Below are 20,860 nucleotides of genomic sequence, written 5' to 3'. Positions count from 1 at the left end.
TCAATTTGAATTAACTATGAAAAAACTTATCATAATAGCCCTCTCGTCCACTTTTTTATTTTCAGCTTGTAAAAACGACTCTAAGCAAGAAAATAAAAATGACCCCGAGAAGGCGGTAACTATAAAAGAGCAAACACTTCAAATTAATTCTTCAACTATTGAGAGTAATCAATTTGATATTTGCAAAGAAAATATATGTCCAGAAGTTCAATTAGAATATTTAGTAGCTAAAGGAAAATATTCAGAAAAAATAAATCAAGAAAACGAAGCTTATTTAATTGAAATTTTTAACTCTACGCCATCACCTTCTTCTGTAGATAATTTAGAAGAAGCAGTGCAGAAATTTATCAACGATTATTTTAAATTTAAAAATGAATTTCCCGAAACTCCAGCTGCTTATGAAGCTGAAATTTCTCAGGAAGAATTAATAAAAACCGACAGTCTACTTACCTATAAAACCAAGTTTTATTTGTTTACTGGTGGCGCACATGGCTATGGAGCTACCCGATTTTTAAATTTTAATCTTAATAACGGAAATAAGCTCACAAATGCTGAATTATTTTCAGATCCTGAAGGCTTTACCGCTTATGCTGAAAAGAGATTTAGAGAGAAATACGAAATTACTTCAGAAAATATAAATGCTAATGGTTTCTTTTTTGAAGAAGACACCTATAAATTACCAGAAAACATTGCGATAACAGAAGATGAAGTGATCTTAATCTACAATCCTTACGAAGCAGCGAGTTATGCGCAGGGACAATTAGAGTTAGTGTTCAAAAAAGAAAACGTAAAAAAATACCTCAACTACTAAAACCTATACCTTGAAAAAAGTATATTATTTATCTACCTGTGACACGTGTAAACGAATTTTCAACGAAGTGAATTTGCCCGAAACTGTAACAAAACAAGATATAAAAACCGAAGCCATTACCGCTTTACAGTTAAAAGAAATGTACTCACTTTCTGGCAGCTATGAAAGTTTGTTTAGTAAGCGCGCTCAATTGTATAAACAACGTGATTTAAAGAATCAAAACTTAGAAGAGGAAGATTTTAAAAATCTTATTCTCGAACACTATACTTTTTTGAATCGCCCAGTATTTATGTTGGAGGGTGAAATTTTTATTGGCAACAGTAAAAAAACGGTAACAGCCGTGAAGCAGCATTTGCATGGATAAACGTATTCTTGCTATTCTTGCTGCCATTGGAGCCAGCACCATTTACGGAATTAATCATACAGTTGCCAAAGGAGTTATGCCTACTTACATACAACCTTTCGGCTTTATTTTATTACGCGTGAGTGGCGCCGCTGTTCTTTTTTGGCTGGTAAGTATTTTTAAACCTTGGGAAAATATTGAAAGAAAAGACTGGCCTAGATTAGTGGCTTGCGCTGTATTTGGTATGGTGATTAATATGCTTTTCTTTTTTAAAGGATTAAACATGTCTACGCCCATTAACAGCTCGGTTATCACCACGCTTTCTCCGGTTATGGTGATTATTCTTTCAGCATTTTTATTGAAAGAAAGAATTACGTTACTAAAAATCTCCGGAATTATTGTAGGACTAGCTGGCGCCTTATTCTTGGTGTTTTTTAGCAAAAGCAGCAATCAATCTGCAGCTAATATTCCGCTAGGGAATTTATTTTTTATCGTGAATGCGCTTTCATTCGGTGTTTATCTAATTATCGTAAAACCTTTAGCTCGAAAATATGACACCATTACGCTAATGAAATGGATTTTCACTATTGCAGTCATTATCAATTTACCGATTACACTTTCAGAATTTACAGAAGTAGAATGGCAAAGCTTACCTTTTAATGCAATTTGGAAAATGAGTTTTGTAGTTATTGGCACCACCTTTTTCACTTATTTACTCAACTTATATGCACTTAAATATCTATCAGCTTCAACATTAAGCTCGTTTATCTATTTGCAGCCACTCATTGCGATTACTTACTCTATTACCACAGGGGCAGACACTTTAAATACCATTAAAGTGGTAGCCGCTATTTTAGTATTTGTGGGAGTTTATATGGTTTCTAAAAATCCCACGACTAAAGTTCAGAAAGATCAATAGCTTTTGGTTTTTTACCGTAGCGACGCGTGTCCTCTTTTGTTAAAATCTTAAAATCTTCAGTTTTACCAAGATGATCTAAATTTTTAATTAGATCTGGAGATAATTTAGTTAAGGTACGCTCTTTTAAATCTATCCAAGAACCTAAAATCTCACAACTGGCACAATGGTCACCTTTATAATTATAGATATTGTGCAAAAACTCGAAAAACATTCCATCTTCAGATAAACCTTTTAACTGCAAGGTTACCGTTACTGGTTTACCAGCAAAAACTTCTTTAAAATAATAGATATGTTCATAAAAAACCACCGGTCCAATATTTAATTCGGCTAGCTGTTTCTGGCCAAACCCGTTTTCCATTAGAAAAGCCATACGGGTATGACTCATAAAATTCATATAAGCAGAGTTCGCTAAATGACGATTAGCATCTACATCACTCCATCTAATTTCAAATTCTTTATGGTACATCGCTTAACATTTTCAAACAAAACTACTAAAATCTATTATGCAGGCATAGTTTTTAAAATGAAATTTATATGAGTTGGGCAATCCCTAACGGGCCGGGCTATACGCTCGTATTTTTTTAGTGATAGGTTAATTTCGATTTACTAAAACCTTTAAGGTTGCCACTAAAAAAGATACCGCTGCTATCCCTATTGCAAAAATCAAATACAGTGAAGTTCTTAGATACTTTATTGTTTTTATTACCTTTGCGCAACTTTTAAAACAAACGCATGATTCAATCTATGACGGGTTTTGGGAAAAGTATGATCGAGCTTCCCAACAAGAAAATCACAATCGAGCTTAAATCACTAAACAGTAAAAATTTAGACTTAAATGCTCGGATGCCTTCTCAATACCGAGAACGTGAATTAGATTTGAGAAACAAAATTGCTAAATCACTTTCTCGCGGTAAAGTAGATTTCTCGTTGTATGTAGAAGTTACTGGAGAAGCTACCACAGCCTCTGTAAATACAGAAGTGGTAAAAAAATACCTTCAGCAATTAAAAGAAATTCCTACTAACGGAACTGCAGACGAAGCATCTCTACTAGCAATTGCCATGCGTCTACCAGATACGTTAAAAACAGAACGTGACGAAATAGACGAATCTGAATTTAACGCAATTGACCAAGGCCTAACAGAAGCTTTATTAGAGATTAATGAGTTTAGAACTGCCGAAGGAAATGCTCTTGAAAAAGATTTCTTACTTCGTGTAGAAACACTTCAGCAATTATTAAAAGAAGTGATACAAATAGATCCTGAACGAATTGAAGGCGTAAAAGAACGTTTGCAAAAAGGAATTGCAGAACTGAAGGAAAGTGTTGATGAAAATCGTTTTGAGCAAGAATTGGTATACTACATCGAAAAATACGATATCACCGAAGAAAAAACACGTTTAGAAAACCATTTAAGTTATTTTATGGAAACCCTAAACTCTTCTGGCGCTAATGGAAAAAAATTAGCCTTTATCGGTCAAGAAATAGGTAGAGAGATTAACACCATTGGTAGTAAATCTAACTTCGCCCCTATGCAAAAACTCGTAGTACAAATGAAAGACGAGTTAGAAAAAATAAAAGAACAACTTTTAAACGTACTTTAAATGATAGAAGGTAAACTTATTGTCTTTTCTGCTCCCTCTGGTTCTGGTAAAACAACCATTGTTCAGCATTTATTAAAACAAGAAGACTTAAACCTAGATTTTTCAATTTCAGCAACCTCTAGAGCTCCAAGAGAAAATGAAGTAAATGGCGAAGATTACTATTTCATGTCTTTAGATGAATTTAAAACCCACATTAAACACGACGATTTTTTAGAATGGGAAGAAGTTTATAGAGATAATTTTTATGGTACGCTAAAAAAAGAAGTAGAACGCATTTGGGAGCAAGGCAAACACGTTGTTTTTGATATTGATGTGGTGGGTGGTTTAGACATTAAGCACATTTACCCAGAACGTACATTAGCTGTTTTTGTAGAACCGCCAAGTATTGAAGAACTAAAAATAAGATTAAAAAAGCGCAAAACAGAAACTGAAGATCGTATTAATATGCGAGTAGCCAAAGCTTCTATAGAAATGGCAACGGCTCCGCAATTCGATTTTATTATTGTAAATAATGACTTGCAAAAAGCACTTGAAGAGTCTTATCATTTGGTTAAAAACTTCATAAATAATTAAACGATTTTGCAAAAAAAAATAGGTTTATATTTTGGCACGTTTAACCCCGTACACATGGGACATTTAGCGATTGCTAACCATATGGTTGAGTTTTCAGATTTAGATGAAGTTTGGATGGTGGTGACTCCTCTCAATCCGTTAAAAAAGAAACGTACATTGCTGGAAGATCATCATCGTTTAGAAATGGTTTACCTAGCCACAGAAGACTACGACCATATACAACCTAGCAATATAGAATTTGGTTTACCACAACCTAATTATACCGTTAATACACTTGCTCATTTAGAAGAAAAATATCCTGAATACAATTTCGCTTTAATTATGGGTGAAGACAATCTAAATACACTTCATAAATGGAAAAACCATGAAGTGATTCTAGAGCGTTTTGAAGTTTTTGTATATCCAAGAATTACTTCAGCTGTTTTAAAAGATGAGTTTCAAAACCATCCAAAAATAACAAAGCTCGATGCTCCTATTATGGAGATCTCTAGCACATTTATAAGAAACGCAGTAAAAAACGGAAAAAGAATCACACCGCTACTTCCGCATAAAGTTTGGGAATATATAGATGAAATGAATTTCTATAAATTGTAAAGCCGCCCTGTGAATTTTCACAAAACGGCTTTACTAAATAACCAACCAAAAAATCTATTTAAATAACGATATCTTTTCTATATAATTGCCCTGTAGATAGAAAAATGAATGTTAAAAGTATCAAATCTTAACCCCTTAAATTCTTCAGAGGCTTTAACTTTGGTATTAAATAAAGAACAGCTATGAATAGAGACGCTAAATTTGCAGTATTAGGTGGTGGCAGTTGGGCTACAGCTATTGCAAAAATGTTGTGCGAAAATGTAGATAAAATTTATTGGTATATGCGCAATAAGACTGCTATTGAACATATACGTAAAGAAGATCACAACCCCAATTACTTAAGTTCTGTTGAATTTAACAATGATCAACTACTACTTACCAATAATATAAATGAAGCTGTTGAAAACGCAGATTACTTAATCTTCGTTATACCATCTGCCTTTTTAAAAACAGAATTAGAAGAACTCACCGCTTCTTTAGAAAATAAAGTAATTTTTAGCGCCATAAAAGGTATTGTACCAGAAACGAGTCTAATTGTAGGTGAACATTTTCATAAAATTTATAATATTCCTTTTGAAAATATTGGCGTAATTACAGGCCCTTGTCATGCCGAAGAAGTTGCCTTAGAACGTTTATCTTACCTAACCATCGCTTGCGCTAATGAAGTTCATGCTGATTTTCTTGCTGAGCATTTAAGTAGTCACTACATTAACTGTAAAACAAGTGAAGATGTAGTAGGCACAGAATACGCAGCTATGCTCAAAAATATTTACGCCATTGCAGCAGGTATTGCTCACGGACTGGGTTACGGAGATAACTTTCAGAGTGTATTGATGAGTAATGCTATTAGAGAGATGAAGCGTTTTATAAAGAAAACGTACAAAATGAAACGTAACATTAACGACTCTGCCTATTTAGGAGATTTGTTAGTGACTGGTTATTCTGTATTTAGTAGAAATAGAATGTTCGGAAATATGATTGGGAAAGGCTACACCGTAAAAAGTGCCCAAATGGAAATGAGTATGGTAGCCGAAGGTTATTATGCTACAAAAAGCGCCTACAACATTAACATAGCTAAGAATAAGAAAAAGGCTAAAACTCCAATTATTAATGCGGTTTATCAAATTCTTTACGAACAGAAAAACCCAAAAGAAATTTTCGCTAAGCTTAGCGATAAACTCAACTAATATAATTTTCATTGAAAAATAAAACACTTTTAGGCGGAATGCTTGTTGCATTAGGAGCCGCGAGTTACGGAATTCTTACCACTTTTGTAAAATTAGCCTACAGCGAAGGTTATAACACCTATGAAGTAACCTTCTCCCAAATGCTATTAGGCTTTATCTGTTTGGTAGTGATTAATTTTTTCTATAAAGGATATACAAAGAAAAAAGCTCCAGAAAAAGCTTCTAAGAAAAATATTCTTCACCTAATGCTGGCAGGAACCTCATTAGGATTAACCAGTACTTTTTATTACTTGGCTGTACAATATGTATCAGTATCTATAGGGATTGTATTATTAATGCAAAGTGTTTGGATGGGTGTAGTTTTTAATGCTTTTCTCACTAAAGAGAAACCTTCTTTTCTAAAAATCTTAGCCGTCATAATTATTCTTACAGGCACTGTATTAGCAACAAATATTCTTTTTGATGAAATTACACTTAGTCCTATAGGAATTCTTTTTGGATTATTAGCGGCTCTTTCTTATACGGTAACTATCTACACCTCTAACACAGTGGCAAAAGAATTACCCTCCATTACCAGAAGTAAATGGATGATGCTAGGCGGACTTATAGTAGTTACTGCTATATCTATACCCTACTTAAACGAAAATTTTAATCTACTTATTTTCACTAAATGGGGACCCATTTTAGCATTGTTTGGAACGGTACTTCCTCCTTTATTAATGACGACAGGGATGCCAAAAATAAATGTAGGATTAGGCGTAATTATAACTTCTATTGAATTGCCAGTAGCTGTGATGGCTGCTTATTTATTACTAAACGAAACTGTTCTTATTTACCAGTGGCTTGGCATTATCTTAATATTAGCATCTATTGTGGTGATGAATATAAGAAAGCTAAAACAATAAATTATTTAGCTAATATGCCGTCTTCTTCCATTAGAGGTATTTTTTTAGCATTTGATTCAGCTATCGTATTTTTCTTAAAAATGAAGTTTTTATGCAACATTTTTCCTTCAGCAAAAAAGCTTATAGAGAATTCATTATTGAGTTTTAACACATTTGGCTCTAAGTATTCAACTTTTGCAAAAGATTTAGCACCTAGCACTTTTAAGGTGTGACGCATTGTAGAGGTCTTATCTTTCTTATCGTAACCATTAGAGACAATTAAAACGGTCTCTAATGGGTAATTATTTTCATTAATAAGGTAAGCATACCAATCGTAAGTTCTATGATCTTTATTAAACTGATTAACAGCTACTAAATAAACGCCTGCAACTTCTGGAATTTTAATATCTTCTTTCAAATCTAATCTTCTAAACGATGTTTAATCTTTTGATAGGCTATTGCAAATAAAATCACAGCAACTGCTAATAATATTAAACCAATGGTTATTTTTAATAGTGCAATCACGAAGGTGACATATAAAATGACCCCCAATACAATGATTGCTAAAATAAAGAAGCCTATCTTTTTCATATTATAAAACTGATTTAAATTGATTTAAAAAACGAACATCGTTATCATAAAACATTCGAATATCACCAATTTGATACAGTAACATTGCAATACGTTCGATACCCATACCAAATGCAAAACCAGAATATTCATTTGGATCTATATTACAGTTTTTAAGCACATTAGGGTCTACCATACCACAGCCCATAATTTCTAACCAACCAGTGCCTTTGGTGATTCTATAATCTGTTTCTGTTTCTAATCCCCAATAAATATCTACCTCAGCACTGGGCTCTGTAAATGGAAAATATGAAGGTCGAAGTCTAATTTTAGATTTCCCAAAAAGTTGCTTGGTAAAATATAACAAAGTTTGCTTTAAATCTGCAAACGAAACGCCTTTGTCGATATATAAACCTTCTACCTGATGAAATATACAGTGTGAACGCGCAGAAATTGCTTCGTTTCTAAATACTCTTCCAGGAGAAATGGTTCTAATTGGCGGCTTATTGTTTTCCATATATCGCACCTGAACGCTAGAAGTATGTGTTCTCAGCAAAATTTCTTCAGGATCGGTTTGAATGAAAAAGGTATCCTGCATATCTCTGGCAGGATGATATTCTGGCAAGTTTAACGCTGTAAAATTATGCCAATCATCTTCCATCTCGGGTCCTTCAGAAACATTAAACCCTATGTTAGAAAAGATTTCTATAATTTGATTTTTAACAATAGATATTGGGTGACGCGAACCTATTTCAATAGGTTCTCCAGGACGAGTTAAATCGCCGTAAACGCCTTTCTCCTCAAGCTTGCTTTCCAACTCTTCTTTAAGTTGGCTTACTTTATCTTGAGCTGCATTTTTTAACTGATTTATCGTTTGCCCAAACTCTTTCTTAGATTCATTGGGAACGTTTTTAAATTCAGCAAAAAACTCTTTTAAGATTCCTTTTTGCCCTAAAAATTTGATTCTAAAGTTTTCTACTTCTTCCTGCGTTGAGGCTGAGAATTTTTCGACTTCAGCAATGTAATTTTTAATCTTATCTACCATTTTTCTTCAACTTATAAAGCAGCAAAGTTAAGAAAATAGAACACTATTTGAAGTTTTTTAACTTGGTATATTTTTAGAAGATAAATGCAAACGATCTTTGTAGATGTATTGCATTAAAAAGAAAACTGAAATCGCTCCGAAGCTGTGCCATAACCAGTGTGTTCCCATTTCAAATAAATCTAAACGCTGGTCTATAATTCTAAAGCTTATAGCAGCAGAAAATGAAAGCAATGCGAATAAAATATATTTACCGTAAATAAAATTTGTTTTTACTAAGTAAATGCACATAGGCAACAATAAGCCTATTGCAGTTGAAATATAACCTATTGAGGTGCCTAATTGGTTGGGCCAATTAATAAGTTCTACACCAAACAACAAAAGTAAAACTATAACTAATAAGCCGTATTTCTGCAGAGAGTTTTCACCGTCTTTAAACGTAAAATAAATAGAGGCTGAAAGGCAAAGAATTACAATAGGCACCCAGTCCATTAACAACCAAATTTCATGACTTCGGGTTGCGTGATATATCGTACCGCCTATAAAACCTATTAGTAAGACGGGCAAAGCAAAAGCTAAAAAAGCTTGCTGCTTTACATTTTTATAAACCTTTAAAGAAAAATAAATCACTATTGATAAAAACAATATATTGCTAAACGTATTAAAAGGCTCTACCGGAAGCCTTCCTGCTAAGGTTTCTCTATAAATAGGACCACTATCGTTAGGGAAATTTAATGCTTTTAAAAATAGACTCATTTAATCAATATATTCTTTTTCTAAAAAATATTGAACGATTGCTTCTTTCATCATCACGGCTTGTTCTCCTGCTTTTAGATTAGGTAATTGCTCGATTATTTTATAGTGCGGCCATCCTTCTTCATCTACATAATCAAACTCATAATATCCATAAGGTTCTAGCAATCTACAAATAGCAATATGCATTAAATCTAATTTCTGATCTTTCTTAAATCTTCTGTGCAATTGCCCTAATTCTTGAACGCCAATTAAATATATAATTGCATCTAATTCTAATACATCTCCTTCTGCAAATTGGTCTGAAAGTTTTTGCTGTACTTTTTGCCAATTTTGTTTTAAATCTTCATCTCTTGCCATAAGCACAAAGATAATCAACTTCTTATTTCAAAATAATTATATTTGCTTTTATGAATCTAGTAGATATTATTATTATCGTAATTCTCGTTTTAGGTTTTGCTCGCGGAGTGATGCGCGGCTTAATTATTGAACTTGCTTCTCTTATTGCATTAATTGCAGGAGTTTATGGCGCCATTCACTTTTCGTATTACGCGATAGATTTGCTAACAAAATATGTTTCTTGGGATGAAGAGTATATTCAAATAGTAGGGATTGCACTTACATTTCTTCTTATTATTATACTTATTATATTGGCAGGAAAATTACTTACCAAATTAGCAGGAGTTATCGCTCTAGGTATTGTTAACCGTATTTTAGGAGGTGTTTTCGGACTTATAAAATTTGCTTTTATCTTGAGTGTAGCTTTAATGTTTACCGAAGGATTAAATAAGAATATTAGTTTTATAAGTGAAGAAAAATTTGAAGAGTCTGTATTATTTGAACCAATTAAAAAAGTAGCTCCAATTATTTTACCGCCTGTACTTAAAGGCATTGAAGAAACTAAAGAAAAACTAAACGTATAAAAAAAGCTGAATAGAATTATTCAGCTTTTTTTATAATTTATTTATTAAAATTAGAAGTTCAATTTATAGACTTCATCTAACTCATCGTTATTACTCATATTAACCCCAAGATCGTTTACAATACCTGTACCAACACCGTAAGCCCAACCGTGTACTGTTAAGTTTTGTTTGTTTTTCCAAGCGTTTTGAACTATTGAAGTTTCGGCAAGATCAAAAACTTGCTCTACCACGTTTAGTTCAACAAACCTATCCCAACGTTGTTTAGTATCGTCTATTTTTTCTAATTCTTCTTTGTGCATTTTATAGACATCTTTAATGTGTCGCACCCAGTTATCTATTAAACCAATCGATTGATTTTCCATAGCTGCTTTTACACCACCGCAACCGTAATGACCGCAAACAATAATATGCTCAATTTTAAGTGCATTTACAGCAAAATCTAAAACACTAAGCATATTCATATCTGTATGAACCACCATATTGGCGATGTTACGATGAACAAAAACTTCTCCTGGCTGGGTTCCAATAATTTCATTTGCAGGCACGCGACTATCTGCACAACCTATCCAAAGCAAAGGGGGTTTTTGACCATTTTCTAATCGCTTAAAAAATTCAGGATCTGCATCTAACTTGCTTTCTACCCATTTTTTATTATTGTCTAAAATCTTCTTATAAAAATCTTGGCTCATAGTTAATAATTTTTAGATAATTTCTTTTTTTTCTTTTTCAAAAAACACTTTATAACTCGTTGGGTTTTCTACTGTTCCTCGTTGTGAAATTAATTGAATTGTTATATTTTTTTCTTTAGCTCGAATAGCAAATTCATCTAAAATTTCAACAATATCATAATCTAACCATTTTGTTTTAGTTACATCTAACTCTAAATAAGCATTTTTTGGCAAATTATGTAATTCTCGATTTATTGCTCCTTTATTTAAAAAAGTAACTTCTTCAGCAAGGTTCATTTTAAATTTATTGTTAATATCATTAAATTTTTCTTTATGTAAAAAGTGAGAATTCTTATAACTATTGAGCAATATAGTAATTATTCCTACTGCTAAGCCTAAACCTATACCTATTAACAAATCTGTAAAGACGATCCCAATAATAGTAATTACAAATGGCAAAAATTGTGCTTTCCCTAACTTATACATGTGTTTAAACAAACTAGGTTTTGCTAATTTATAGCCCACTACAAAGAGTATAGCCGCCAAAACCGCTAATGGAATTTTATTTAATAAAACTGGAATGGTAACTACTGATATTAATATAAATATTCCGTGCAAAATTGCCGAAACTTTCGTTCTTGCGCCAGACTGTATATTTGCTGAGCTTCTTACAATTACCTGAGTAATAGGCAAACCACCAATTAAACCAGAAATAATATTTCCCGTTCCTTGTGCCAACAGCTCTCTGTTAGTTGGCGTTACTCTTTTATGAGGGTCTAACTTATCTGCTGCTTCTACACATAATAAAGTTTCTAAGCTTGCTACAATAGCAATAGTAACTCCGGTCACCCATACCTTCATGTTCGAAATAGCACTAAAATCTGGAAATGTAAATTGAGAACCAAAATCTTTTAAACTCTCTGGCACAGGAACTTTCACCAAATGTGCTTCGGCAATTTCTAAACTAGTGTCTTGCATCAGCATCGCATAAACAACTCCAAAAACTACCGCCACTAATGGACCTGGAATAATGGTGAAAATTTTATGTTTTTTAGAAAGTACATTTTCCCAAAGCAACAAAATAATTAATGAAATAATGGTTACAATTACGGCTCCTGGAGAGATGTAATCAAGCATGTTGATTAATTCTGAAAAAGTGTTTTCTCCATCAGACTGAAAAAATTCTAATTCGCCTTCATAATCTTTATCATAACCAAATGCGTGTGGTATTTGTTTAAGAAAAATTATAATTCCTATACCGGCCAACATCCCTTTTATTACTGCAGAAGGAAAATAATAACCAATGACTCCGGCTCTTAAAATACCTAATAAAATTTGCAGCGCGCCACCTATAACTACGGCCACTAAAAACTGATCAAAACCAAGCGTAGCAATTGCTCCCAAAACAATTACTGCCAACCCTGCTGCCGGCCCGCTAACCCCTAATTGAGAACCGCTAATAGCGCCTACGACCACACCACCAATTATACCGGCAATTAATCCTGAAAACGCAGGTGCGCCACTTGCCAGAGCAATACCTAAACAAAGAGGTAAAGCAACAAAAAAAACGACTATACTCGCAGGTATATCTTTATTTAAATATTTAAACATAACTTTAATTTTTTTACAACTATTGTTTTGAATACTAAAAGAAGGATGAAAATCTCACCTGATTCTTATAATAGAAAATGAAAAAAGTTATGCTAATTTTGGAGGAGGTGATAATAAATCAAAATAAACTATAGGAAGTTGTGCTGCAGTTTGATACTTATCTATAAATGTTTGCACACCTAAACACTGTATATTACTAAAATATACAAAAGAAACTTTATAAACTAAATTTTTTAATTTGGAATACTCATCAAATTCTACCGAATTTTCTTCTTCTGCACCATCAAATAGATTTAACACCTCTTCCTCTTTACTATGCCCAGTTATACTTATTATGGTTGGAGCAAGTAAAAAAGCAGAAAATAAAATTAAAAATATAAGTACTAGTGCTTTCAAAAAAATTAGATTTTAATTTTTCTAAATTATGCAAATAATAAGATATAAAGAAATTTAAAGCGCTTTTAAATCGGTAGCTCTTATCCAACCCTCTCTCCCGTCTGAAAGTGCTATTTTATAATACTTATTAAATTCATCTAATAACTTAATCTTAGTGCCCTCATGCAACGTAAATACGTTAGATGAGCTAGAATTAGGTTCAGACAGAACAGTTGATTCTTCAGCAAAAATAATTGCAAACTTCTTTTTCTGCTGAATATCAAACTGTAAATAAGCAAATATTACTGAAGAAATCATCACTATACAGCTTACTACAAAAACAGTAAAAAAAACTCTCTTTTTACCAGTGGTTGCAGAGAAATAATAAAAGAAAAAGAAGATTAATAATAATACTGAACTACTTACTGCCAACCAAGCCCAGCCATTGTAACTTAGTTTAGAAATTATATTATTCACGACTTTAGACAAACTACTTTTAGGTAAATCATCAATCGCGTCTAAGGTCATATTTTGCGCAAAAACCAAGTTATTCTTTGCGTCTTGATGGTTAGGCTTTAGTAATAAAGCTTTTTCGTAATTGTAGATACTTGGCGCAATATGGTCTAGCTTATAGTGAGCATTTCCCAAATTATAATACAAATTAGCAGAAGCCTCGCCATTGCCTAAGATCTTCTCATATTGGTCTATGGCTTTTTTATAATTACCGTCTGCATAATCTTGTGAAGCTTGTTTAAACAACGCCTCGTTATCTTGTGCCAATAAACTTGTACCAAGTAATAAAAAAACAATCAATAACTTTTTCATTTTACAACTGCTTATCTAATTCTGAAATTGTCTTTTTAGCTTTATCATAATCTTTCTGCATTTCTACATTAGAGGTTGGTGTGTAACGCGCCAACTCACAACTTTCTAAAATCTCTATAAAAGAAGTAGTTGTCGCTGGTTGTACACTTCGCTCTGCCAGTAAAGTTTTAACTTTATCTTTACTCATCTCTCCCGTTTTAATAGAAAGTTTTGCTTTTAAATAATTATGTAAAGCTCGCTCTAAAGCTTCATAAAATTTCTTCTGATCTCCTAAACTATTTTTAGCTTCAGATAAATATTTACGTGCTAGTTTATCTGCTTTTTTAGAAGTATTACCTGCAGCATCTGCTATTAAAGATTTTCGTTTTTTACCTGTAAAAATACCAATAGGGATTAATAATAATGGCGTAACCAAAGCCGACCAAAATGCCACACTTTTAAAAAAGGCTGGTTGATCTATTGGTTTTAAATTTGCGTCTAATTGTATGTATTTGAACTGACTTGAAGCTGAAGCTACAGCTTGTTTAGTAGAACTTTCTTTACCCGAAGAAGCTACTGGAGCCGTTGTAGTAGTTGTGGGACCGTTTTCTACATTTAGCAAAATTTCTTTTGAAGTTATCGTTTTATAGCTCTCAGATCGAGGGTCAAAATAACTAAAACTTACTGGGTTAATGGGGTACTTTCCTTTTAACTGCGGCACAAGTGTATAGCTATCTGTAATTCTTCCGTGCATTCCATTTAAATTGGTACTCACTTGCTCTTGGTGTTCTGGCTCATAAATCTCTAACGAGGCCGGAACATTTAATTTAGGAAGCTGAAATAATTTTAAATTTCCATTTCCAGAAACCTGAAGTTTAATTTGTAACGATTCTGTTGCGTCTAAAACATCTTTACTATTAGTGACATTAAAATTAAAACTCCCTACGGCTCCAGTAAAATTAGCAGGTTTACCAGCTGCTGGTAAAGATTTCACGTCTATAGTTTGATGGTTAGAAGATACTGTTTGATCTACGGTTTCAGACAATCTTCTTCCAAAAATATCACGCCGATCTGAAGGCACACTTACAGGAACACTAAGCACCAAAGGCTCTATCGTTAACTTTCCTGTTTTTTGAGGATACAATACCGTTTCTCTTATTACCACATATTGGTAAGGATCTCCTCGGTATAAATCTTCTTTTACATTTAATTGTTTTATATCTATATTCTGACTCCAAAAATCTGCATACTTAGGATTATCTTTAGGATACCACTGTCTAATGTTTATTTGCGGACTAAAATAGAGTTTATACTTTACAGCAATCCCTTCATTTAAATAAGGTGTTCTATTAGAAATTTCTGCTACTAAATGAATATTATCTGCTGCAATAATTTCTGGATTACTGCCATCGGTAGGTTTATCTACTGCTGCAGTAACCTCGACCGCAACAGGAGGTGTTTTATAAGTTTGCCCTTCTATTTCTATAGTTGCTTGACCAATGTTGAAATTTCCTCTTCCGTTAGGCTGAAGAAAATAACTGTACTTTTTCTGAAAAGAACGCTTTCCGTTAACAAAACTCTGACTGATAGATTGGTTGGGGCCACCAATAACTTTAAACCCACGAAAATCTGGCGGATTAAAATTATCTCCATCTTGATTCATCGTAAAATCTACTCTTAAACGTTCGTTAACCCCCAATTTCTCTCTACTCGCCTGAGCTTCAAATTTTACTTGAGCTATACCTGCACAAGAAACAAATAAAAGGATGTAAAAAATAAACTGCTTCATCTTCATTACCAATCTTTATCTGTAGTTTTTGGTTGACCTTTTGCTCTTCGAGCATTAATTTTATCTTGAATTTCTTTTTCTTGATTTTCCATCGCTTCTAACAAATTCTTCATTTGTTGTGGAGACATTTGTCCTTTCACTGGCTGTTGGCTTTGCTCTTTACCTTCTTCACCCTTATCTCCTTGTTGTTCTTTATCGGGTTGTGGTTTTTCTTGATCGCCTTCTCCTTCTTTCTTTTCTTGTTTATTTTGCTCGCCGTTCTCTTCTTGATCTTTACCTTGATCGCCTTCTTGGTTCTCTTTTTTATCTTTATTCTGCTCTTGGTCTTCTTTATTCTCTCCTTCTTCGTTTTCGTTCTTTTTATTCTCTTCTTCTTTATCTTTATTTTGATCTTGGTCTTGCTGCTGCTGTTTCGCTTTTTCTTTCGCTAATGCAAGATTGTAACGTGTTTCTTCATCGGTGGGGTCGTTTCTTAATGCATTTTTATAAGCTTCTATTGCTTCTCCATATTTTTCTTCTTTCATAAAAACATTTCCTTGGTTATGAAATGCTTTATGTTTTATGGATTTACTTTCTGAAATTTTGGCAGATTGATTTAACCTTACTACCGATTCTGTATTTTTATTTTTATTGTGATAGACTGTTCCTAAATTATATTTCAATTCGGCATTTTCTGGATCTTTAGAAATTGCTTCTCTATATTTAGCTTCAGCTTTCTCAAACTCGTTTTTAGCCATGGCATTTTGAGCTTCAAAAGCTAATATCTTGGCTTGAGTTTTCTTTTCTTTTACTTCTTCATTTTGTGCTTGGGCATAAAAAGTAGTAGAAAAAACTATCAGTATGATTAAAAATTTACTCTTCATCTTCTTTCTTTTCATTAAATAAATTTAACTTTCTTATCCAAGAGGTTTTGCGTTCTAATACAAATATGTCTAATACAATAAAAAGTATGCCAAACCCTAAAAACCATTGAAACTGATCTTTATAATCTGCAATTTGCTGACTTTCAAATTCGGTTTTTTCTATATTGGCTAATATATCATTTACTTTATCTACCACTTGACTTGTTATATTACCGCTAATAAATTCACCATTGGTGGCCATTGCAATTTGCTTTAGTGTTGCTTCATCCAAACGGGTAATAACCGTTTCGCCATTTCTATCTTTTTTATAAGATTGAATCAAGTTATTTCTTTTAATAGGAATTGGACCACCTTTAGCTGTTCCCACTCCTATACTAAAAATACGAATTCCTTTTTCTGCTGCTTGCTCTGCAATATCTTCAATATTACCGCCGTGATCTTCTCCATCGCTTATTAAGAAAAGTACGCGATTGGTTTCTGACTCATCATTGTAATAAGTTTGTGCTAATTCTATGGCTTCATTAATGGCAGTACCTTGACTAGAAACCATATCGGTATTCATAGACTGTAAAAATAATTTTGCCGAGCCATAATCTGTAGTGATAGGTAACTGCGGAAATGCTGAACCTGCATAAGCAATAATACCCACGCGATCACTGGTTAGGTTATTAATGATTTGCGTAACCAGTTGTTTAGATTTTTCTAAACGATTGGGTGCGATATCTTCTGCCAGCATACTTTTACTCACATCGATCGCAAAAACAATATCTACGCCTTCTCGCTTTACCGTTTCCATTTTAGAACCAATCTTTGGATTAACCAATGCCATGGTTAAAAATGCGATTGCTAAGCTCCAAAACAGGACTTTTAAAATGGGCTTAAATTTTGATTTATGAGGACTCAATTTCTCCAACGATTCTGGAGAAGCAAATTTACGCTGAGCTTTTTTCTTCCAAATAAGTTGAAGAAAGTAAATAACCACGACCAATACGATCGCTAGTAAAAACCAAAAATATATTTTCTCTTCTAGAACTACCATTTATACAAAACTTCTAAATACTGTGTTTCTAACTATAATTTCAATTAAAAAAAGTAAACCTGCTAAAATGACTAGTGGTCTATATTTTTCTTCATAATTATAAAATTTAGATTCTTCTACTTCTGTTTTTTCAAGCTTATTAATTTCATCGTAAATTTCTTCTAACTTTTTATTATCAGTAGCTCTAAAGTATTCCCCACTAGTTTTAGTGGCAATTTCTTTCATCAGGTCTTCATCAATCTCGACCTTAGTTGGCCCGTATCTCAATTGCCCATTTCTATCTATTCCTACAGGTCCCATCGCAGTCCCGTTAGAACCTAAACCAATGGTATACACTTTAATATCATATTCTACAGCTAACTCTGTTGCGATTTTAGGATCAATAAACCCAGTGTTGTTCACCCCGTCTGAAAGTAAAATAATCACTTTACTTTTGGCCTTACTGTCTTTTAATCGATTTACAGAAGTAGCTAATCCCATTCCTATCGCTGTACCATTATCTAACAAATCGCTATATTCTATTTCACTCAATGCATTTTGTACAATAGCTTTATCACTGGTTATTGGCGTTTTGGTAAAACTTTCTCCCGAATAAACTACCAAACCAATACGATCGTTTGGGCGACCTTTTATAAATTCTGCCGCAACTTCTTTTAAGGCTTCTAAACGATTTGGCTTTAAATCTCTAGCTAACATACTAGGGGAAACATCTATCGCCATCACGATATCTATACCTTGTGTCTTTTTTGTTTTAGAAGTTACATCTACCGTTCTAGGTCTTGCCATTGCGGTAATTAGTAAGCTTAGCGCTAAGAGTCTAAATACAAATAACAAAGGTCTTAATCTAGGCAGAATACCTTGTTTTATTTTAAAGCCTTTTATGCTAGAAATTTTTACTTCAGGAGTTTGAAGGTTACGTTTCCAAACATACCAAGCAATTAGAATTGGAAATAATAGAAATAACCAAAACCACTGCGGATTTTCAAATGTGATGTTATTAAAATCGAACATTAGTTTTCTCTGTTAAATTCTACGGAATTAATAATTCTGTTGATAATTTCTTTAAAACCTTCATCTTTGTCTTCTGCCGAAATAAAGATGCTAATATTATTGCCTTGCTCTGATGCAAAAAATAGTTGCACATAACTTTTCTTTTCTTCTTGCTTAGTAATAGGATCTTTGATACTAAAATCACCAAAAACCTTCACTCCTTCACTACCATCTGCGGTGGTAAACTTTTCTTCTTTAGATAGAATATTTTTTGCTCCTAACGCTTCTAAACGGTCTACTTGACTTTCTATACTTAGTGAAGAATCTGGTTTGGTGTTAAAAATGTTTAAGTTAATATAAAGATCTTTTGCAATTGCACCGTAAGTAAACAACTCGCCTGTAAGTGTCGCCTTATCTTTAGCTAAGATGGAATTATTGTTTTTTCTTACTAAAACTTCTGGAGTAATAATATACACCGGTGGGTTTCCATATTCACTTGCAATCCAATCTTTTTCGAGTAATTCTTCCGCTGAATCATGAATCACTAAATCTTTAAGGTATTCAAAGCCTTTATTTTCAAAAAAAACAAAATTGGCAACGATAAACACTAAAACCAATCCTACAACACCAGCAATAATTTTAGTACGTTTCTCTTTTTTCTTTTTCCCTTCTAAATAAGCTTCATCTTTTTGCAGCTCTTCTTCGGTAGGTTCTGGTATCGAATCTTTAATGTTATTAATATCTTCTTCGATTAGTTTACGATCTGCTTTAGCGGTAAGTTTATCCATTCCGCCACCAGCAAATTTTATTAAATCTGCTCTTCGTAAAATATCTTTTAAATCGTTAATCACTTTATTATCTACTAAAAGTGATTGATTGGCTTTCAATTCATTTAAATGAACAATTAACTCTTCTGTGGTACTTTCTAAAGCTCGTTCATCAATCTTTTCATCAATGTATCTTTTTACAGCTAAGGTTAATGTAGAATAATAAACTTTCATTTCTCCACGCTCCAACACCTGACTTTCATCTAACTTTTTAAGCGTATCGATAGCTCTCTCATAGGGCGGAATTTGCTTTGCTCGCTCAATTTTTCGTTTTCTCAATTTCAGAATTAAGAAGACTAACCCAGCAATAACACCTATCGTTAAAAGTACCCAAAGTAACCACATCGGGAAAACCGAAGGTTCTTTAATTTCGATGGTTGGTTTAATAGGAAAAACATCTTGCTTTGTCGTATCGACCACTACCGTAGCCACCTCAACTTTTAAAGAATCTGTAAAAAAAGTCTGATCATTAATGATTACTTTTTGTCGCGGAATCGTATAAGATCCTGAATCCCATTGGGTTAATACATATTCTCTAGTAAGTTTCCAAGTTGGGCTGTCTTTAAGTTGCGTAGTATCTATTCTATAAACCTCTACCATTTCTAATGGCATAAAACTTTGTCCTTCTGGGAAGACTACTGGCAAATCTTTATTGGCTTTAACTTGTATTTGATAATGAAGTTGCTCTCCAATTTTAATTTGCGTAGTATCTATTGAAGATGAAATTTCTTGCGCTGAAGTTTGCTGAATAAAGAGCAACCCCAATACCGCCAAAAGCATCACTCTGCCTACTGATATTTGTTTTACTAATTGCTTCATTTAACCTCTTTGTTTAAAATAACCCAATAATTTTTTCACATAACTTTCATCGGTTCTGGCATCAATGCTTCCTGAACCGCTAAGTCTAAAACTCGAATGAAAATAAGCTGTGCGCTCACTAAAGTATTTGGCGTAACTTGTTCGCACCGATTTAGACCCTGTATTTACCCAAATTAATTCGCTTGTTTCTTCATCTTGCATTTGCACCATTCCTACATTGGGCATTTCTTCTTCTCGCTGGTCGTAAACTCGAATTCCGGTTACATCATGTTTATTTCCCATAATTTTAAGCGTATGCTGATAATCATCGGTTAAAAAATCTGAAAGAATAAATACAATGGCTTTTCTCTTCATCATATTCTGAAGAAATTTGAGCGCTTGAGTAAGGTCTGTTTTTTTGCTTTTTGGCTGAAATTCTAATAACTCCCGAATAATTCGTAGCACGTGAGAACGCCCTTTTTTAGGCGGAATGTATAATTCGACCTCATCAGAGAAAAGTAACAACCCAATCTTATCGTTGTTTTGTGTTGCCGAAAAGGCTAAAGTTGCTGCTATTTCTGTGATGATATCTTTTTTAAAAGTCTCGGTAGAACCAAAAAATTCTGACCCAGAAACATCTGCCACCAACATCATGGTGAGTTCGCGTTCTTCTTCAAAAACTTTTACAAAAGGTTCATTATAGCGTGCAGTTACATTCCAATCTATACTTCGCACATCGTCACCAAATTGGTATTGACGTACTTCACTAAAGGTCATTCCGCGACCTTTAAAGGTAGAGTGATATTCACCACCAAACACGTGATTACTTAACCGACGTGTTTTAATTTCTATTTTTCTTACTTTTTTAAGGAGTTCTTTCGTGTTCATTATTCTGCAT

Annotated in this window: 25 protein-coding genes; 9 read left to right on the top strand and 16 right to left on the bottom strand. The window is 33.3% G+C overall.

Annotated elements, in window-relative coordinates:
• The first annotated feature begins 16 nt into the window (after positions 1-16).
• Genes KW502_RS00490 through KW502_RS00480 form a run of 3 tightly spaced genes read left to right on the top strand, consistent with a single transcriptional unit; the run spans position 17 to position 2,073 of the window.
• Positions 17-811, top strand: a complete 795-nt coding sequence (locus tag KW502_RS00490) for a DUF3298 and DUF4163 domain-containing protein (protein WP_219038564.1) — start codon at positions 17-19, stop codon at positions 809-811.
• A 10-nt stretch (positions 812-821) separates the two neighbouring features.
• Entirely contained in the window at positions 822-1,175 is a 354-nt protein-coding gene (locus KW502_RS00485; protein WP_219038563.1) for an arsenate reductase family protein, read from the top strand.
• On the top strand, positions 1,168-2,073 hold the full coding sequence (locus KW502_RS00480) for a DMT family transporter (protein ID WP_219038562.1): 906 nt from the start codon (positions 1,168-1,170) through the stop codon (positions 2,071-2,073). The genes KW502_RS00485 and KW502_RS00480 overlap by 8 nt, the downstream gene beginning before the upstream one ends.
• Here the strand turns inward: KW502_RS00480 and KW502_RS00475 are convergent.
• Positions 2,051-2,539, bottom strand: coding sequence for an acyl-CoA thioesterase (locus KW502_RS00475; protein WP_219038561.1), 489 nt, complete (start codon positions 2,537-2,539; stop codon positions 2,051-2,053). The genes KW502_RS00480 and KW502_RS00475 overlap by 23 nt on opposite strands.
• A gap of 266 nt (positions 2,540-2,805) precedes the next feature.
• On the opposite strand from KW502_RS00475, the gene KW502_RS00470 reads away from it, so the two are divergent.
• The 5 genes from KW502_RS00470 (at position 2,806) to KW502_RS00450 (ending at position 6,931) form a co-directional block, all read left to right on the top strand.
• Positions 2,806-3,672: a YicC/YloC family endoribonuclease gene (locus KW502_RS00470; protein WP_219038560.1), complete on the top strand. Its 867-nt coding sequence runs from the start codon at positions 2,806-2,808 to the stop codon at positions 3,670-3,672.
• Positions 3,673-4,245, top strand: a complete 573-nt coding sequence (gene gmk / locus KW502_RS00465) for a guanylate kinase (protein WP_219038559.1) — start codon at positions 3,673-3,675, stop codon at positions 4,243-4,245.
• A 6-nt stretch (positions 4,246-4,251) separates the two neighbouring features.
• The gene (gene nadD / locus KW502_RS00460; RefSeq protein ID WP_219038558.1) at positions 4,252-4,839 is read left to right on the top strand and encodes a nicotinate (nicotinamide) nucleotide adenylyltransferase; all 588 of its coding nucleotides are present in this window, start codon (positions 4,252-4,254) and stop codon (positions 4,837-4,839) included.
• 182 nt (positions 4,840-5,021) lie between these two features.
• Positions 5,022-6,026, top strand: a complete 1,005-nt coding sequence (locus tag KW502_RS00455) for an NAD(P)H-dependent glycerol-3-phosphate dehydrogenase (protein WP_219038557.1) — start codon at positions 5,022-5,024, stop codon at positions 6,024-6,026.
• A gap of 11 nt (positions 6,027-6,037) precedes the next feature.
• Entirely contained in the window at positions 6,038-6,931 is an 894-nt protein-coding gene (locus KW502_RS00450; protein WP_255553918.1) for an EamA family transporter, read from the top strand.
• Position 6,932: 1 nt separating this feature from the next.
• Here KW502_RS00450 and KW502_RS00445 read toward each other — a convergent pair whose 3' ends face one another.
• Genes KW502_RS00445 through KW502_RS00425 form a run of 5 tightly spaced genes read right to left on the bottom strand, consistent with a single transcriptional unit; the run spans position 6,933 to position 9,635 of the window.
• Entirely contained in the window at positions 6,933-7,328 is a 396-nt protein-coding gene (locus KW502_RS00445) for a hypothetical protein (protein WP_219038556.1), read from the bottom strand.
• Between the two features lie 2 nt (positions 7,329-7,330).
• Positions 7,331-7,501, bottom strand: a complete 171-nt coding sequence (locus tag KW502_RS00440) for a hypothetical protein (protein ID WP_219038555.1) — start codon at positions 7,499-7,501, stop codon at positions 7,331-7,333.
• Position 7,502: 1 nt separating this feature from the next.
• Positions 7,503-8,525, bottom strand: coding sequence for a phenylalanine--tRNA ligase subunit alpha (pheS, locus tag KW502_RS00435; RefSeq protein WP_219038554.1), 1,023 nt, complete (start codon positions 8,523-8,525; stop codon positions 7,503-7,505).
• Between the two features lie 57 nt (positions 8,526-8,582).
• On the bottom strand, positions 8,583-9,278 hold the full coding sequence (locus KW502_RS00430) for a ceramidase (RefSeq protein WP_219038553.1): 696 nt from the start codon (positions 9,276-9,278) through the stop codon (positions 8,583-8,585).
• Complete coding sequence (locus KW502_RS00425; protein WP_219038552.1) at positions 9,279-9,635, bottom strand: hypothetical protein; 357 nt, start codon at positions 9,633-9,635, stop codon at positions 9,279-9,281. It abuts the gene before it with no gap.
• A 50-nt stretch (positions 9,636-9,685) separates the two neighbouring features.
• Between KW502_RS00425 and KW502_RS00420 the strand changes: the two genes are divergently transcribed.
• Entirely contained in the window at positions 9,686-10,198 is a 513-nt protein-coding gene (locus tag KW502_RS00420) for a CvpA family protein (RefSeq protein WP_219038551.1), read from the top strand.
• Positions 10,199-10,248: 50 nt separating this feature from the next.
• On the opposite strand, the gene can is transcribed toward KW502_RS00420, so the two are convergent.
• The 10 genes from can to KW502_RS00370 form a co-directional block, all read right to left on the bottom strand.
• Complete coding sequence (can, locus tag KW502_RS00415) at positions 10,249-10,887, bottom strand: carbonate dehydratase (RefSeq protein WP_219038550.1); 639 nt, start codon at positions 10,885-10,887, stop codon at positions 10,249-10,251.
• Between the two features lie 12 nt (positions 10,888-10,899).
• Entirely contained in the window at positions 10,900-12,477 is a 1,578-nt protein-coding gene (locus tag KW502_RS00410) for a SulP family inorganic anion transporter (RefSeq protein ID WP_219038549.1), read from the bottom strand.
• Between the two features lie 87 nt (positions 12,478-12,564).
• Positions 12,565-12,873, bottom strand: coding sequence for a hypothetical protein (locus KW502_RS00405; RefSeq protein ID WP_219038548.1), 309 nt, complete (start codon positions 12,871-12,873; stop codon positions 12,565-12,567).
• Between the two features lie 54 nt (positions 12,874-12,927).
• Positions 12,928-13,677, bottom strand: a complete 750-nt coding sequence (locus KW502_RS00400) for a tetratricopeptide repeat protein (protein WP_219038547.1) — start codon at positions 13,675-13,677, stop codon at positions 12,928-12,930.
• Between the two features lies 1 nt (position 13,678).
• Positions 13,679-15,445, bottom strand: a complete 1,767-nt coding sequence (locus KW502_RS00395; protein WP_369412500.1) for a BatD family protein — start codon at positions 15,443-15,445, stop codon at positions 13,679-13,681.
• Positions 15,446-15,450: 5 nt separating this feature from the next.
• Positions 15,451-16,308 carry a tetratricopeptide repeat protein gene (locus KW502_RS00390; RefSeq protein ID WP_255553917.1) on the bottom strand — a complete coding sequence of 286 codons (858 nt, stop codon included), beginning with the start codon at positions 16,306-16,308 and terminating at the stop codon, positions 15,451-15,453.
• Positions 16,298-17,347 (bottom strand): vWA domain-containing protein, encoded by a 1,050-nt coding sequence (locus KW502_RS00385; protein WP_219038544.1) that lies wholly within the window; start codon positions 17,345-17,347, stop codon positions 16,298-16,300. Before KW502_RS00385 ends, KW502_RS00390 begins: the two co-directional genes overlap by 11 nt.
• Entirely contained in the window at positions 17,348-18,358 is a 1,011-nt protein-coding gene (locus KW502_RS00380) for a vWA domain-containing protein (protein WP_219038543.1), read from the bottom strand. It abuts the gene before it with no gap.
• The gene (locus KW502_RS00375; protein ID WP_219038542.1) at positions 18,358-19,983 is read right to left on the bottom strand and encodes a BatD family protein; all 1,626 of its coding nucleotides are present in this window, start codon (positions 19,981-19,983) and stop codon (positions 18,358-18,360) included. Before KW502_RS00375 ends, KW502_RS00380 begins: the two co-directional genes overlap by 1 nt.
• Positions 19,984-20,850 (bottom strand): DUF58 domain-containing protein, encoded by an 867-nt coding sequence (locus KW502_RS00370; protein ID WP_219038541.1) that lies wholly within the window; start codon positions 20,848-20,850, stop codon positions 19,984-19,986. It abuts the gene before it with no gap.
• Positions 20,851-20,860: the final 10 nt, after the last annotated feature.

Source organism: Mesonia aestuariivivens (assembly GCF_019311235.1).
Taxonomy (GTDB): Bacteria; Bacteroidota; Bacteroidia; order Flavobacteriales; family Flavobacteriaceae; genus Mesonia; species Mesonia aestuariivivens.
The sequence above is the reverse complement of the archived record's forward strand: the minus strand, read 5'-3'. Positions and strand labels throughout refer to the sequence as shown.

Bases quoted from the DNA above. Each gene is read 5' to 3' on its own strand.
- KW502_RS00420 (WP_219038551.1), top strand. From the start codon at position 9,686: ATGAATCTAGTAGATATTATTATTATCGTAATTCTCGTTTTAGGTTTT.
- KW502_RS00490 (WP_219038564.1), top strand. From the start codon at position 17: ATGAAAAAACTTATCATAATAGCCCTCTCGTCCACTTTTTTATTTTCA.
- KW502_RS00455 (WP_219038557.1), top strand. From the start codon at position 5,022: ATGAATAGAGACGCTAAATTTGCAGTATTAGGTGGTGGCAGTTGGGCT.
- KW502_RS00370 (WP_219038541.1), bottom strand. From the start codon at position 20,850: ATGAACACGAAAGAACTCCTTAAAAAAGTAAGAAAAATAGAAATTAAA.
- pheS (WP_219038554.1), bottom strand. From the start codon at position 8,525: ATGGTAGATAAGATTAAAAATTACATTGCTGAAGTCGAAAAATTCTCA.
- KW502_RS00480 (WP_219038562.1), top strand. From the start codon at position 1,168: ATGGATAAACGTATTCTTGCTATTCTTGCTGCCATTGGAGCCAGCACC.
- KW502_RS00440 (WP_219038555.1), bottom strand. From the start codon at position 7,501: ATGAAAAAGATAGGCTTCTTTATTTTAGCAATCATTGTATTGGGGGTC.
- KW502_RS00375 (WP_219038542.1), bottom strand. From the start codon at position 19,983: ATGAAGCAATTAGTAAAACAAATATCAGTAGGCAGAGTGATGCTTTTG.
- KW502_RS00430 (WP_219038553.1), bottom strand. From the start codon at position 9,278: ATGAGTCTATTTTTAAAAGCATTAAATTTCCCTAACGATAGTGGTCCT.
- KW502_RS00425 (WP_219038552.1), bottom strand. From the start codon at position 9,635: ATGGCAAGAGATGAAGATTTAAAACAAAATTGGCAAAAAGTACAGCAA.
- can (WP_219038550.1), bottom strand. From the start codon at position 10,887: ATGAGCCAAGATTTTTATAAGAAGATTTTAGACAATAATAAAAAATGG.
- KW502_RS00390 (WP_255553917.1), bottom strand. From the start codon at position 16,308: ATGAAGAGTAAATTTTTAATCATACTGATAGTTTTTTCTACTACTTTT.
- KW502_RS00475 (WP_219038561.1), bottom strand. From the start codon at position 2,539: ATGTACCATAAAGAATTTGAAATTAGATGGAGTGATGTAGATGCTAAT.
- KW502_RS00380 (WP_219038543.1), bottom strand. From the start codon at position 18,358: ATGTTCGATTTTAATAACATCACATTTGAAAATCCGCAGTGGTTTTGG.
- KW502_RS00400 (WP_219038547.1), bottom strand. From the start codon at position 13,677: ATGAAAAAGTTATTGATTGTTTTTTTATTACTTGGTACAAGTTTATTG.
- gmk (WP_219038559.1), top strand. From the start codon at position 3,673: ATGATAGAAGGTAAACTTATTGTCTTTTCTGCTCCCTCTGGTTCTGGT.
- KW502_RS00470 (WP_219038560.1), top strand. From the start codon at position 2,806: ATGATTCAATCTATGACGGGTTTTGGGAAAAGTATGATCGAGCTTCCC.
- KW502_RS00385 (WP_219038544.1), bottom strand. From the start codon at position 17,347: ATGGTAGTTCTAGAAGAGAAAATATATTTTTGGTTTTTACTAGCGATC.
- KW502_RS00395 (WP_369412500.1), bottom strand. From the start codon at position 15,445: ATGAAGCAGTTTATTTTTTACATCCTTTTATTTGTTTCTTGTGCAGGT.
- KW502_RS00410 (WP_219038549.1), bottom strand. From the start codon at position 12,477: ATGTTTAAATATTTAAATAAAGATATACCTGCGAGTATAGTCGTTTTT.